Annotated in this window: 10 protein-coding genes; 5 read left to right on the top strand and 5 right to left on the bottom strand. The window is 47.6% G+C overall.

The window, feature by feature from the left end; genetic code table 11:
• Positions 1–159 precede the first annotated feature (159 nt).
• The gene (locus tag RF679_RS05355; RefSeq protein ID WP_309483185.1) at positions 160–3888 is read right to left on the bottom strand and encodes a nitrate reductase subunit alpha; all 3729 of its coding nucleotides are present in this window, start codon (positions 3886–3888) and stop codon (positions 160–162) included.
• 258 nt (positions 3889–4146) lie between these two features.
• Here RF679_RS05355 and RF679_RS05350 point away from each other — a divergent pair, with 258 nt between their 5' ends.
• Positions 4147–4815 carry an outer membrane beta-barrel protein gene (locus RF679_RS05350; protein ID WP_309483184.1) on the top strand — a complete coding sequence of 223 codons (669 nt, stop codon included), beginning with the start codon at positions 4147–4149 and terminating at the stop codon, positions 4813–4815.
• A 297-nt stretch (positions 4816–5112) separates the two neighbouring features.
• On the opposite strand, the gene RF679_RS05345 is transcribed toward RF679_RS05350, so the two are convergent.
• The 3 genes from RF679_RS05345 to RF679_RS05335 form a co-directional block, all read right to left on the bottom strand.
• Positions 5113–6255: a S41 family peptidase gene (locus RF679_RS05345; protein ID WP_309483183.1), complete on the bottom strand. Its 1143-nt coding sequence runs from the start codon at positions 6253–6255 to the stop codon at positions 5113–5115.
• A 46-nt stretch (positions 6256–6301) separates the two neighbouring features.
• Complete coding sequence (locus RF679_RS05340) at positions 6302–6754, bottom strand: hypothetical protein (protein WP_309483182.1); 453 nt, start codon at positions 6752–6754, stop codon at positions 6302–6304.
• A gap of 102 nt (positions 6755–6856) precedes the next feature.
• Positions 6857–7390, bottom strand: coding sequence for a MarR family winged helix-turn-helix transcriptional regulator (locus RF679_RS05335; protein WP_309483181.1), 534 nt, complete (start codon positions 7388–7390; stop codon positions 6857–6859).
• A gap of 290 nt (positions 7391–7680) precedes the next feature.
• On the opposite strand from RF679_RS05335, the gene RF679_RS05330 reads away from it, so the two are divergent.
• Entirely contained in the window at positions 7681–8319 is a 639-nt protein-coding gene (locus RF679_RS05330; RefSeq protein ID WP_309483180.1) for an RtcB family protein, read from the top strand.
• Positions 8320–8574: 255 nt separating this feature from the next.
• On the top strand, positions 8575–9678 hold the full coding sequence (locus tag RF679_RS05325; protein ID WP_309483179.1) for a hypothetical protein: 1104 nt from the start codon (positions 8575–8577) through the stop codon (positions 9676–9678).
• A gap of 225 nt (positions 9679–9903) precedes the next feature.
• On the opposite strand, the gene RF679_RS05320 is transcribed toward RF679_RS05325, so the two are convergent.
• Positions 9904–11589 (bottom strand): formate--tetrahydrofolate ligase, encoded by a 1686-nt coding sequence (locus RF679_RS05320; protein ID WP_309483178.1) that lies wholly within the window; start codon positions 11587–11589, stop codon positions 9904–9906.
• A gap of 283 nt (positions 11590–11872) precedes the next feature.
• On the opposite strand from RF679_RS05320, the gene RF679_RS05315 reads away from it, so the two are divergent.
• A complete protein-coding gene (locus tag RF679_RS05315; RefSeq protein ID WP_309483177.1) occupies positions 11873–12946 on the top strand; it encodes a tetratricopeptide repeat protein in 1074 nt (357 codons plus the stop codon).
• 53 nt (positions 12947–12999) lie between these two features.
• On the top strand, positions 13000–14178 hold the full coding sequence (locus RF679_RS05310; protein WP_309483176.1) for a tetratricopeptide repeat protein: 1179 nt from the start codon (positions 13000–13002) through the stop codon (positions 14176–14178).
• The last annotated feature ends 39 nt before the right edge of the window (positions 14179–14217 follow it).

Here is a 14217-nt window from a genome sequence, read left to right as displayed (position 1 = left end):
TGCACCCTTCTCGCTTAATTAACCAATCTTCTTCAAAACCCCTCAACGCCGAGACGCAGAGGCACCGAGGAACGCCGAGAAAATCAACATCAGAGTTTTCCCTCTCATTCAAGGTTTTACTCCGCGTCTCAGCGTCTCAGCGTTGAGGGGTTTTCACGTTCAGCCCCTTGCTTCTTCCTCGAGTTTTCCCTCAAGCCAATCAACTTTTTTCATCTTACGCAAGACCACAAACTCGTCACGATTGGAACCGACTGTGCCGTAATAGTTAAAGCCATACGCCTGTTGGGCATAGCCACCAATCATGTGGGTTGGCTTCAACACCGCACGCGTCACCGAGTTATGGATACCGCCACGCATACCGGAGAGTTCTGCACCAGGTGTGTTCACAATCTTCTCTTGAGCGTGATACATCAAGCACATACCTTTTGGTACGCGCTGACTGACCACGACACGTGCTGTCAAAGTACCGTTACTGTTAAACACTTCGACCCAATCGTTATCAACCAAACCGGCTTCTTTTGCTTCGATTTCGGAGACCCACACGTGTGGGCCACCGCGACTCAAGGTCAACATGCGCAAGTTATCGGAATAGGTCGAGTGAATGCCCCACTTTTGATGCGGCGTGATCCAATTCAAGACGATCTCTTTTTCACCATTCGGTGCTTTGTTCAACATCGGTGCCACGGTCTTGGTGTCGATCGCAGGTTTGTAGACGCAGAAGCCTTCACCAAAATCAAGCATCCAACGGTGATCCTGATAAAACTGCTGGCGGCCTGTGAGCGTGCGCCATGGAATCAATTCGTGCACATTGGTATAGCCCGCGTTATAGCTCACTTCTTCCGATTCCAAACCTGACCAGGTTGGTGCCGAAATAATCTTACGGGGTTGCGCTTGTACATCACGGAAACGAATCTTGTCGTGTTCACGTCCGACTGCCAAATGAGTATGATCGCGTCCGGTGATTTTCGACAAAGCGTCCCACGCTTTGACCGATACATGGCCGTTGGTTTCAGGAGCGAAAGTCAAAATCATTTCGCAAGCATCAATTGCTGTTTCCAAACGTGGACGACCTTTTGAAACACCTTCTTCGGTCACCGTTTTGGTAAAGCCTGCTAATTCATGCACTTCGTGCTCTGTATTCCAGTTGATACCTTTACCGCCATTGCCAAGCTTGTCGAGCAAAGGACCCACGGAAGTGAACTTCTTGTAGATCTCTTTGTAATTACGTTCAACCACCACAAAAGTCGGCGCTGTCTTACCGGGAATCAGATCACATTCGCCTTTCTTCCAATCTTTTGGTTCTAAGGCTTGGCCGAGCTCACCGGGTGTATCGTGCATCAATGGTTGCAAGACGATGTCTTTGCGGGTGCCAAGATAATCACCACCAATCTCAGTGAATTTCTTAGCGATGCCTTTATAGATTTCCCAGTCTGTTTTACTTTCCCACAAGGGTTGCACTGCTTCACTCAATGGATGGATGAAAGGATGCATGTCGGACGTATTCAAATCATCCTTCTCATACCAAGTCGCGGTCGGCAAGACGATGTCGCCATACAAGCAGGTGGTGCTCATGCGGAAATCGAGTACGGTCAACAAATCCAACTTACCTTCCGCCGCTTTATCGCGGAATTTGACTTCACTTGGTTTCACCGCATCGTCTGGATCATCAAACAATGCATTCTGCGTTCCTAACAGATACTTGAGGAAGTACTCGTGACCTTTACCGGAGCTACCGAGGATATTCGAACGCCACACGAACATATTGCGTGGGAAGTTTTTAGGATTATCAGGATCGTCGCAACTCATATTGATAGAACCAGACTTCAATCCTTGCTTCAAGAATTCTTGTGGTTCCATACCTGCCGCCGCAGCTGCGTCGCATACATCGAGCGGATTGGTTTCTAACTGCGGTGCTGATGGCAACCAGCCCATACGCTCCGATTTCGCATTCATGTCAATCATGCTCATGTGACTGACTTTCGACTTATCGGCCGTTGGTGCCAAGATCTCGTCGATGTGCAGTTTTTCATGACGCCATTGGCTAGTATGGGCGTAGAAGAAACTGGTGCCGTTCATTTGACGTGGAGGACGTACCCAATCCAAAGCGAAGGCTAATGGCGCCCAACCGAATTGTGGACGCAATTTTTCTTGACCCACATAGTGGGCCCAGCCGCCCCCGGATTGACCAACGCAACCACACATCATCAGCATATTGATGATGCCGCGATAAATCATATCGTTGTGATACCAGTGATTCAAAGCAGCGCCAACGATGACCATACTCTTACCATGCGTATCGTGCGCATTTTGCGCGAACTCACGTGCCACTTGGATGACTAATTCGCGTTTGACGCTAGTATGCTTTTCTTGCCAAGCGGGTGTGTAAGGTACATCGTCGTCATACGAGCTTGCGACCGCACCACCTAAGCCTTGATCCACACCGTAATTCGCCATCGACAAGTCATACACGGTGGCAACCAAAGCGGTAGAACCATCGGCCAAGGCCACTCGACGTACAGGCACATTTCTTTGCACCATATCGTTCGCATCTGCACCACCGAAGTAGTTAAAGCCGACACTTACGACTTCATCGTGTCCCGCCACGAGCGACAACAAGGGATCGATTTCACGACCGGAACCGCCATCTTTTGCTTCCAAATTCCAGCGACCGACTTTTTCACCATCATTGACTTTACCTTCGCCCCAACGGAAACCGATCGAACCGTTTGGTGCGACGATCTCGTTAGTCGCGCTATCAATCGCGAGAGTTTTCCAATCAGGATTATTGGCTTCATTCAAATTGCCTGGCAATTGAGAAGCACGCAGGAAATGGTCCGGCACATAGCTACCATTGCGTTCAACCAAGCGTACCAGCATTGGGAAGTCGGTGTATTGTTTGACGTAGCTGCGGAAGTAATCTGATTTGCCGCCGAGGTGGAACTCTTTCAAGATAACGTGACCCATGGCCATCGCCAAAGCTGCATCGGTGCCTTGTTTTGGTGCCATCCAGATATCACCGAATTTCACCATCTCACCGAAGTCAGAAGACACTGCGACGGTCTTAGTACCTTTATAGCGAACCTCAGTATAGAAGTGCGCATCTGGTGTACGAGTTTGTGGAACGTTAGAACCCCACACCATTAAATATGTCGAGTTATACCAATCAGCAGACTCAGGTACGTCGGTTTGTTCGCCCCAAATTTGCGGACTAGCAGGTGGCAAATCACAATACCAATCGTAGAACGACAAGCAAGCGCCACCAATCAATGAAAGATAACGAGCACCAGCGGCATACGACACCATCGACATCGCAGGAATCGGTGAGAATCCGATCACGCGATCAGGACCGAATTTCTTCACCGTGAAAGCGTTCGCTGCTGCGATAATCTCTTGCGCGGTATCCCAATCTGCACGCACAAAACCGCCGAGGCCACGCACCGATTTATAGTATTTTGCTTTGACAGGATCTTGGCTAATAGATTCCCATGCTTGAATCGGCCCCATGGTTTTACGCGCTTCACGCCACAATTCCATCAAGCGTCCACGAATCATTGGATACTTCACGCGCTGCGCCGAATACACATACCAGCTATACGAAGCGCCACGTGGGCAACCACGGGGTTCATGGTTCGGCAAGTCCGGGCGCGTGCGTGGATAATCGGTTTGTTGGGTTTCCCAAGTGATCAAACCATTCTTGACATACACCTTCCAAGAACAAGAACCAGTGCAGTTAACACCATGCGTTGAACGCACGATCTTATCGTGTTGCCAACGACTGCGATAAGCGTTTTCCCACTGTCTATCTTCATCGACTACCGCACCATGACCATTGGAATAGGTGGATTTCACCTTGGACATGAACTTCAAGCGATCCAAAAAATGACTCATCTCAAGCTCCTCAATTTGCACACACCACCCATGGCATGTGCGCCACTTTGACATGATCAAATTTTAGAGAGCTGAGCCAGTAACGCCCATTCGTCGGTGCGGTGGATGCGCTTACGCATTGGCACTACGGGAGATAGTTCTTTGGAACTAGATGATAAAAATTGCCGCGTTCAATGGCTTCGGCAAAACATAAGACGAAGACTATTCAAAACATGGACAAGATCTAATTTGCACATTACCAGACGGTTTATAAAGAAGATGAAAGGTATTAACAGCCAGTGCTCGACGCCCAATCAAACAATACTTACTGTACTTTCATATTTTTTTATTACCAATATTCGAGAAAATGACATTACCAAAATTCATAAAGGAATAGTCATGCGCAAAACCATAAATCTCAAGTTCTTGATCTGCCTAGCACTCGCAAGTGCCGGAGTGGAAGCCTCGGCGCAAATGTATAGTGGCGTCAGTTACGGCCAAACACGCTTGGAAAATGTTTGTAGTCCTCGGAAGCTTTGCGACCAACAATCCGAAGCTAAAACGTTCTATGTGGGCTACCGTTTCAATGATCGTTTCTCCTTCGAAGGTTCTCGCTTTGATCTAGGTACTTTTGACATTCGAGATTCCTCGATGAAACCGATTCAAACACAACAAAACAAGGGGATCGACTTCAGTGGGGTAGTTAGACAACCGCTCACAGAAAATGTGAGCGCATTCGGCAAATTGGGGATCGCGCAAGTCACCAGCACTTCCGTCTCTGAAAAACCCCAAGAAGAAACGCATCGATCACCGTTATTAGGCGTGGGCTTAACCTATGATGTCAGTAAGGAGTTTTCAGTGCGCACAGAATTGAATGGTCGACGCATTGAAGGACCAGGCGGTCGCCGCAGTCTTACATTCACAGTTGGAGCGCAATATAACTTTTAGTTGATTTCTGCGGATGTGGTAAAAGTTTTATCGATAAGAAAGTCATTTGAAGATGTAACCCCGCATGGATATTCTGGCCGCAGTCGCGGCCATTCTTGTTTGCGAGAAGAGTATCACTTTTCAAAAGTTAATTTAACTTCATATGCCAGCGATAAGCTACCCGATTGATCGGCCAGCCACGGAAATCCAAATACCGGCAATTCTCCATACGCCAAACCCGACCACCGAACAGTTAACGATCCCCTAGGTAAGTGATGGTGAGACCGTCGAACGACACTCTCACTTTGATGATTTTCTTCACATCTTCTTTAATGCCACTTTTAAAGCAAGTATCGATTCGACGATACCCGAACGCTCCTGCGCATCAGTCACCTTTTGCAAGCGTTCCTGCAAAATCTCGATGCGAACCGTCAGCAATGCTTTACTCGCATCCACCTGAAGGTCAGGCACAACACCGACACCTTCCCAGTTGGTCTTTGTAATGGGGCTAATGCTTCTCTGATTTGGAATAAATGCAGTGAAGTTTTCATCTAGTGCATAACGAGTACCTGCGTGGGCACCACCGCCCGTCGTTTCGCCAACAATTTTGGCGCGTTTAAGCGCTTGCATGGTGTAGGCCAAATCTTCCGGCGCGGAGAAAGTTCTGCTGCTGGTCAAGATATACACCTTCTTGTTGCGATCGTAGACCGGCACATTGAGATACGAACTCGTCCATGATTGTCGAATAGAATCATCGTCACGCCGATAGTTATCCATAACATGTGTCGGTCGTTCGACAAAATGACTGATAATGAAATTAACGGTCTCAGGACTGCCGCCGCTGTTATCGCGCAGGTCGATAATCATGGCATCACTTCCCTCGAGCAGTACCATTGCTGCCGATATGCCATTCCCTACATAAGCGAGTTCACCGAACATGAACAAATCGAGGTAAGCGATATTGCCGTCGAAGCGTTCAACCCGACGAACACCATAATTCAATTTTTGGTAGTAACGCACGACTTCATTTCGGCGCTTGACACGTTCTTCGTCCGTCAACGGGGCTGGTACACTGTCGACTTTTTGAGAATTCGCGTCATAGAACACTCTCAAGTGCTTATCATGTGTGACCGCTTGAGCATCTTCGGTGAGTTTTGTCGCCATTTGGATGGGATTACGAACCTCGTCGTACTTGCCGTTCTTCAGGCTTGAACGCAAGTGTTGCGCCGCTGTCTTCGCTACCTCAGCAAACACATACTTGCGTTCTATTTCATCGGCAAGACGATCAACCAATAGTTTCTTATGTTGCTTGCTAAGCTCAGCAATCTTGGCACCAGTCGCGACTGGATTCTGTTCGACTTCATGTCGTTCAAACGCCAGCGTCTCTGGTACCTGCGCAAACTCATTCTGCGCTTGCGGCGCCGATGGAAGCAGCATCAAGAACAATAGTTGGTTGATCACGTTGACTCCTGTGTTTATGAAAGACGATCAAAGCTAGATGGCGAATTCACTTCACTGCTGGTGGAATTTCTTTCGCCGCCATATTGGCAATCTTTGGTGCTTGATTGCCTTCAAAAGAAAGCATCACCTCAAACCAATCTCCCGAGGCACGACCTTTGACAATCAACTGACGCAAGTCACTGTCGGAAGCTGTCGCTGCCGATTCACGCAAAGCGTAGAAATCGCATCCACCATGCGCCTGTCCAAAGCCTGCAATGCGCCCAATGTGTTCTTGCAACGGCAAGGCCTCAAGGAAATCTTTGGTGGTATTCGCCAATAAGAATTTCTTGATTTCTTCTGGATTACCAGAGTTTGTGACATCGATTAAAGACTGAATTACCTTGCCATAGGCATCGCTCGGTAAGCTGGTGTTATCCTTGAAATTCCCCAACTTCGATTGCGCCTGTGTATTCGAAAATGGCAAAGCTAAAGCGATAAGAATGATGGCATAACGTAACATGGGCATTTCCTTTCAACAGTAGTTTAAGATGCGGCGATCAAGCCGCGTTAGTTCATCGTTGTTGAATACAATATCAACGACAAAGATTGCGAATTCACTTACCTATTTCTTTCGGCGAGAAGTTTCACTGGCCGATTTAACTTTCTTTGCTTTTTTGGGTTCTCCATCCAAAGCATCCAAGGCCTCATGCGCTTCTTGGATGCGTTGATCAAAGGACCTTCGTTCCAAAGCCTCAATCGCCATTTCCAGTGTGCCGGTAAAGGAATGCGGCAATTCGTCTTCAATTGACTGCGCTGCTTGTGCGGTCGCCAACCAGCAACGTTGCAGTAGCGGCACCATCGCACGCCCATGCTCAGTCAAGGAAATCATTCGTTGCCGCGCGTCTTGTTCGCCCGGCGCAGATTGCACAATGCCATCCTTCAACATCATGGCCACGGTTTGCGTTGCCGCTGGTTGAGTCACTTTCGCGGCTACCGCAATGTCACCAATTGTGCAGCTCTCCATAGCGATCAACACGCGCATAACAGGCGTGTAACGCGGACGATAATTGAGATCAAATGCATCATAGGAACGCGCCACCGCTCCATCGAGTAACTCGATCAAATGTCGTAATTGAGTACCAAGAGTTCTAGTCATAAATTTATTATATAAGCACTTATATTAAATGGCTAGTGGTTTTTCATAACTTTTTTTCTTGTCTGAAAAAACACGCAAGCCCACATTTAGTTTTCACTTGTGAAATCGGAATCTAGGATGTAAAGACTTGGTAAATTCCCCACCTCTAGCAAGTCACTGAGCTGCGGAATAGATATTTACATTTCTTGTCTCCGACAATACACTTGCGCCCTCTTCGTTGTATTGGCTGCTGCCTCTGAAGAAAACGCCTCGAAATACGAGGCGGTTTTTTCACGTTTCGAAAGCAGTCAATGAATTTCTCTCATACTCCCAAACAAACAGTTTCTGCCAAACGTTTGGCAAAAGCACTCGCGTCACATGGCATCGAAGCACAGCGCGACGGCAATATCATCAAAGTACGCTCTTTAGTTGCTCGTGATGTTCACGCCGAAATCCTGCTTCCTGAGTCACTTCCATTGGAAGCGAAGGCGGTCAGCCAACTCTTAGATTTTGCTGGTGTATGGCATCCAGATGGTGGCCATGTTTGCCGTGCCTGCGCTACGCCAGATTTTCATCCTAGCACTTTGGTGCCGGTCGGCAGCGTTTTGGTGACCAGCCACGATTTTGTCATCCCACAAGCGGTGGGAACTGACATCAATTGCGGCATGCGCTTGCATGTGATCGATCTCAGCTTAGAAGAATTTCTATCGAAGAAAGCCGAACTTGTCCGACTCCTAAAACTCGACTTATTGGAGGGGCAACGCAATTTACCGACCACGCCAGAATCCATGCGCGCCCTTTTCAATGATGGTCTCTCAGCTTTTTGGACCCACACTAAGCGGGTGCCACAATGCTTGTTTGCGCAAGTCGATTTTCAAGAGGTAGAACGCGAACTACAGCGCCTGTCAGCAAGCTCCCATGTGCGCCACTTCGACATGATCAATTTTTAGAGAGCTGAGCCACTAACGCCCATTCGTCGGTACGGTGGATGCGTTTACGCATTGGCACTAGGGGGGGGAGATTGTTCTTTTGAACTAGACGGAGGGATTCTAATTTTTTCCTCCCCCTCTTTTGAAAATCGAATTTTCAAAGAATAGATACTATGGAATTGCTGAACTAATAATTTGCATTAAAATTAGCTTGAAAAATTGCCGATTGCGCTGGCTCAATCGACGAACAACTTCAAAACATGGAAAAACGAAAATATGATCAAACTAAAACTGGCATTCCAGACGACGCTAGATGTCAGCAAGGATTTTAATGGGTTAACCAGCCTAACTAAATTAATTCCTTTTAAAAATGGTCGCGCCATTGCTTTCGGATGGGGCATCAATGAGAGAATACCTGAATCAAAATTTCAGTACTGGCTCGCAGAGCTCACTATAGAAGGTCAAGTAACACGCGTTCTCCAGAGGGAACTTACGCACCGCAAGGAGCTTCTTTCAGGGCTCAACGATGACAATCAAGTGCAAGCATTTAAATTCGGTGAGCAATTCGGTCTACTACTTTCAACTGAAATCATTCTCCTGTTTTCAAGCATAAGCGATGAGCCAGTTGTAATCCCAATTCAAAACCATTTTTCTTTCCTAGGACAGCCGCGATTTGACTCCCACGTCAAGGATAGCTACTACGTTCCCACGCACTGTGGAAATTCAGATGAAGGGGTAGTACCCGTCGTTATACGGCATCCGAAGGAGCATGACTGTCATGCTGGCCGATACCTTGCGCTTCTTCGAATTGACGAAGATTTGAAAAGTGCCTCTTGGGTCGAAGTTGATGCTGACGGTTCGCCAAAAAGAACCAATATCGAGGACTATAGAAAATTTCCAATGGAACATGGACATGGTGGGATACACATTGCGACAGAACGAGGTAAGACCTACTATCGCAAAGATCTTCCACCGGTCATCTCCGAATGCGCAAGAATAGACAATGAATGGTATGTATATGCGGCTGGATACGATCCATCCTTTATCAGATATGGAATTCCACTAGGCACCTTAACGAAAAACGATGATGCGCTCGCTATCACTGAACTCATAGTTAGGCCATTGGAACAATGCTACGGCACCATCTGCGCCTCGCTTGATCGCGTCATATTTAGCCCGCTTAGAGCCAATGGTGCAAGGAAAGGAAAACAATCGATCTTCACGTTATCTGATGAAATCGACTATCCAATTAGCATGCCAAGAGGTTTCGCAAAATACCAAGTACAGGAATACTTAAATGGACTATATTGGCTCACGCCAATGCAAATGGGATACAACAGAATGCCGACGCAAATTGCAGCTTGCGTGGAAATTACTTAAGAACGCATGCCAATAGAACCAACGCCAATCGATGAAACTCAGCCTGCAACGCAGCTTTCAACTTTCCCCTAAGACCCGCAATACATCTCAAAATGTTCAAATTCCGAGATGCAGTGCGAGGCGCAGATTTTTCAAACAACGGGGGCAATACACGAGTACTGCGAGGACCGCAGTTGCAATACCTACGAAGCAATGCGCCCGGGACTTGGATTTAATGAGGTGTGGTCAGGAGAGCCCGCTAATCACGCCCTCATCATCAATGTCGATATGCAAAGCCGCGGGCACTGCAGGCAATCCCGGCAAACGCATAATCGCACCAGTGATTGGTACCAAGAACCCAGCACCAGCTGCGATCTCAAACTCACGCACAGTAAGTTCAAATCCCGTCGGGCGACCAATCAGTGCTTCATTATCGGAAAACGATTTCTGTGTCTTGGCGATACAAATGGGCAGATGCCCCAATCCCAATCCTTCGATATGCTTAATGTCGGCCAAGGCCTTGGCTTGGAACACGACTGAACCAGCGCCATACACTTTTTTTGCGACCGCTTCGACCTTCTTCTTGATATCGCTATTCCAATCATAGACCGGGGTGTAGCGGCCATGGAAGTTCGCCACCGTATCAACCACGGCTTGCGCCAACTCTTTGGTGCCTTCGCCACCTTTCGCCCAACCTTCAGACAGCGCGACTTTGGCGCCAAGTGCTTCGCAAGCTTGCTTGAGGAAAGCGAGTTCTTCGTCACTATCGCTAGTGAAACGATTGATCGAGACCACCGCAGGAAGGCCGTAAAGTGCGATATTTTCTAAATGCTTTTCAAGATTGGCAAAGCCCGCCTTCAGGCTTTCCAAATTCGGCGTGGTCAGTGTCTTGAGATCCTGCCCGCCATGGTATTTCAAAGCGCGAACGGTGGCGACGATCACTACTGCGGACGGGCTAAGACCTGAATACCCACACTTAATATCGAGGAATTTCTCAGCGCCGAGATCGGCACCAAAGCCCGCTTCGGTCACCACATAATCGGACAATGACAAGCCCAATTTCGTCGCGAGAACTGAGTTAGTTCCTTGTGCGATATTCGCAAATGGGCCACCATGAATAATCGCAGGATTACCCTCCAAAGTCTGCACCAAGTTCGGCTTAATTGCATCTTTCAGCAAGGCTGCCATGGCGCCCTGTGCTTTCAAATCGCGGCAATAAATCGGCTTGTTGTCATAGGTGTCGCCGACATAAATATTGCCGAGCTTGGTTTTCAGATCTTGGAAAGATTCGGCCAAACACAAGATCGCCATAATCTCAGAAGCAGCGGTAATATTGAAACCCGCTTCACGTGGATTACCGCCAGCGCGACCACCCAAACCGGTAATCATGCTGCGCAGGGAGCGATCATTCATATCCATCACGCGTTTCCATTTCACAGTACGCGGATCAATGCCCAAACTCTCTTTTTGAAAATAGATGTTATTGTCGATCAGAGCGGCTAACAAATTATTGGCTTTTTCGATGGCAGAAAAATCACCGGTGAAATGCAGATTGATATCTTCCATCGGCACCACTTGCGAATACCCACCGCCGGCGGCACCGCCCTTGATACCAAACACCGGTCCCAATGAGGGTTCACGCAAGACTACGGTGGCCTTTTTGCCGATGCGATTCAAGCCTTCGGTCAGGCCAATTGACGTGGTGGTTTTTCCTTCACCGGGCGGCGTCGGCGTAATCGCCGTCACCAAGATCAATTTATTTTTCTTTACTTTTTCGGGGTCGATCAAATGCAAAGGCAGCTTCGCTTTGTACTTGCCATAATGCTCCAAATCATCGACCGCAACGCCGAGTTTGGTGGCAATGTCATTGATGTGTTTGAGTTGGGCTGCTTGGGCAATTTCTAGATCGCTTTTGACGTCATTTTGTGCCATGGTATTTTTCTCTCTTGGATAGTGATCAAAAAAGACTGTTTTTTTGTTTCCACATACTACACCTAAATTCTTCCTATTCATCCCACCCATGCCTCGTTTCATCAAAACTTATTTACACATATGCTATGACTAGGAGTACATTAATCTTCATTGAAGTCTCGTGGAGAAGCTCATGAATCGCCTTCCTTTTTTTTCGCGACTATTTAGATACCTCGGCATTTCTGCCTTGTTATGTATGTGTGTGGCGTGCAGCACAACCAAATCACCACTGAGCAACGCATCAATGAGTCACACACCACCAGGCTTCGCTGACTCGCTTTTCCCTGGTCACGACAAGGTCGTACTGCTAGATCACAAGGATATCTTTGGCCTGCCCGCTGATTTAATCGCGGATCTGAATCGTCCTGAGATCCGAAGAATGTCGATCCATGGACGCACTCAACATTTCCTCAATCTCGTTTATTCGCAAGATATTTCGCCCTTTACCTACAATCCCGATGAAACCACCATCGTGCGCAAAACTTGGAGCGAGAAAACGGGAAATTGCATTTCGCTCACGCTGCTCGCTTACGCCATAGGAAGAGAACTTAAGCTCCCTATCGTGATGCAAGATGTAGAGATCCCGGCGCAATTCGATCGCCGTGGTCGTCTCGAATTTCTGAACACCCACGTCAATGCCATGGTCATGACCAAGGATTTCTGGCTGGACTCAGACACCACGCATCGCGGCTACCTCATCATCGATTTTGAACCACAAACGATGATTCTGAACGCCGGACGCGCGCTCTCAGAGGAGGAAATAACCTCGCGTTTTTACAATAATCTCGGTGCGGAGTTTATGGAAAAAGGTGAGAAAGTAAAAGCCTACACTTATCTTCGAGCAGCCTTGCAAACCGCTCCAAACAACTCGCTTGCTCTAAATAATTTGGCACAACTTTATCTCAACGTTGGTGCTCCCCAACTCGCTGAAGACAGCCTCAAACGTGCGCTTGCACTCAAACCGGATGATGTGGTTGTCATGCGCAGCCTGCAAGCGATTTATGAACAGCAGCAGCGTTTTACCGAGGCTGCCGCACTCGTCCCGACGATACGTGCAAGCGATGAACAAAACCCGCATTATTGGACCGGACTCGGTTTAAACGCGCTGCAACACAAAAAATATGCGGAAGCGATATCCTATTTGGAACGGGCAGAAAAAATGACCAGCGGTTTTGCTGAAATTCATCAAGCCTTGGCCGAAGCCTATCTCAAGACATCTTCGTTTGAAAAGGCAAAAATGCAAATCAAAAAACTGGTCAGTCTGATGCCAAGTCATCCGAAGTCACGTTTATTGAAAACGAAATTTGCGACCAATTAGTTCAGTGAATATAGAGAAACTCAAAGTGTAATTCAGTAAAAGAAAGGCTCACGATGGCCCGCTTAACCATGCAACGCTCGACTTCCTTTTTAATGGTGATTCTTCTTTGTCTCCAACTGAGTGCATGCAGCACGCTCGAGAAAAACCAAGCATTAGAATTACAAAAACAGCAGCAACTCTGGGCCGATCAAGACTTTATCTTTGTACCAAACTCATTACCAAACAGCGACGATCTTTTCCGACTCAGTCCGAGCTTGGAGAGAAAGTTGGCCTCGATGAATCGCGCTGGCAGCACCATCCAAGAGCGTGCGAATTTTCTAACGAGCCTACTGTACACCGATCAAGCGCGACCATTCCTGTATGAGGGCTATCACACTACCACCGCGCATGAAACTTGGGAGAAAAATCGCGGAGATTGCCTCTCTCTCAGTATTTTAGCCTACGCAATCGGCAAACGATTACAGCTACCAATTCACATTCAAGATGTACCAATGCCAGTGCAATTTGATCGCCATGGTCGAGTCGAATATGTCAATGGCCACGTGAATGCCATCGTTCTCAACCCGAATCTTTTTTTGAATACGAATGAGGGGCATGAGCGCGGCTACATGTTGATCGATTTTGATCCTAACCAATTTAGCATGCGACGCGGCAGAATTTTATCGGAGGAAGATGTACTCGCGCTCTTCTATAACAATCTCGGGGTGGAGTCCATGCTACAAGGCAAGCATGATCTTGCTTATACCTATTTCAAACAAGCAGCGATGGCGGCACCCTTGGAAACCAGTACTTACAGCAACTTAGCGCAACTGTATCTCAGTCGCAACTTAGCCGACAAAGCAGCCGCGACTTTGGAATTCGCATTAAGCTTAGAAAATTCGAACGTACTTCAGCTAAGGAATTTACAAGCGCTGTATCACAAGTTGGGACGTACTCAAGATGCGCTACGATTGCAAGAACGCATCGCCCGTGTACAGGAACAAGATCCTTATTATTGGATAGGGAAAGGGCTTCATGCAGCGCAGAACAAGCAATACACTGAAGCGATCAGCTATCTTGAACGCGCTCAGAAGTACACTAGTGGTTTTGAAGAAGTTCACCAAGCTCTGGCAAAAGCCTATTGGCAAACAGGTGCATTTGAGAAATCACGTCAGCAAATTCGTTTACTCGCCGCTGTTAATTCGAGCAATCCCAAATTACGCTATCTCAAAGCGCATTTCGCTTCCAATTAAGCATCTCAAGATCACCTAAGCATCTACGAAAAAGGCCTG

The organism is Undibacterium cyanobacteriorum, from assembly GCF_031326225.1.
In the GTDB taxonomy this organism is placed as follows: domain Bacteria; phylum Pseudomonadota; class Gammaproteobacteria; order Burkholderiales; family Burkholderiaceae_D; genus Undibacterium; species Undibacterium cyanobacteriorum.
Note: the sequence above shows the minus strand (reverse complement) of the source record. Positions and strands in the feature narration are given on the sequence as shown.

Bases quoted from the DNA above. Each gene is read 5' to 3' on its own strand.
- RF679_RS05355 (WP_309483185.1), bottom strand. From the start codon at position 3,888: ATGAGTCATTTTTTGGATCGCTTGAAGTTCATGTCCAAGGTGAAATCC.
- RF679_RS05350 (WP_309483184.1), top strand. From the start codon at position 4,147: ATGAAAGGTATTAACAGCCAGTGCTCGACGCCCAATCAAACAATACTT.
- RF679_RS05340 (WP_309483182.1), bottom strand. From the start codon at position 6,754: ATGTTACGTTATGCCATCATTCTTATCGCTTTAGCTTTGCCATTTTCG.
- RF679_RS05335 (WP_309483181.1), bottom strand. From the start codon at position 7,390: ATGACTAGAACTCTTGGTACTCAATTACGACATTTGATCGAGTTACTC.
- RF679_RS05330 (WP_309483180.1), top strand. From the start codon at position 7,681: ATGAATTTCTCTCATACTCCCAAACAAACAGTTTCTGCCAAACGTTTG.
- RF679_RS05325 (WP_309483179.1), top strand. From the start codon at position 8,575: ATGATCAAACTAAAACTGGCATTCCAGACGACGCTAGATGTCAGCAAG.
- RF679_RS05320 (WP_309483178.1), bottom strand. From the start codon at position 11,589: ATGGCACAAAATGACGTCAAAAGCGATCTAGAAATTGCCCAAGCAGCC.
- RF679_RS05315 (WP_309483177.1), top strand. From the start codon at position 11,873: ATGAGTCACACACCACCAGGCTTCGCTGACTCGCTTTTCCCTGGTCAC.
- RF679_RS05310 (WP_309483176.1), top strand. From the start codon at position 13,000: ATGGCCCGCTTAACCATGCAACGCTCGACTTCCTTTTTAATGGTGATT.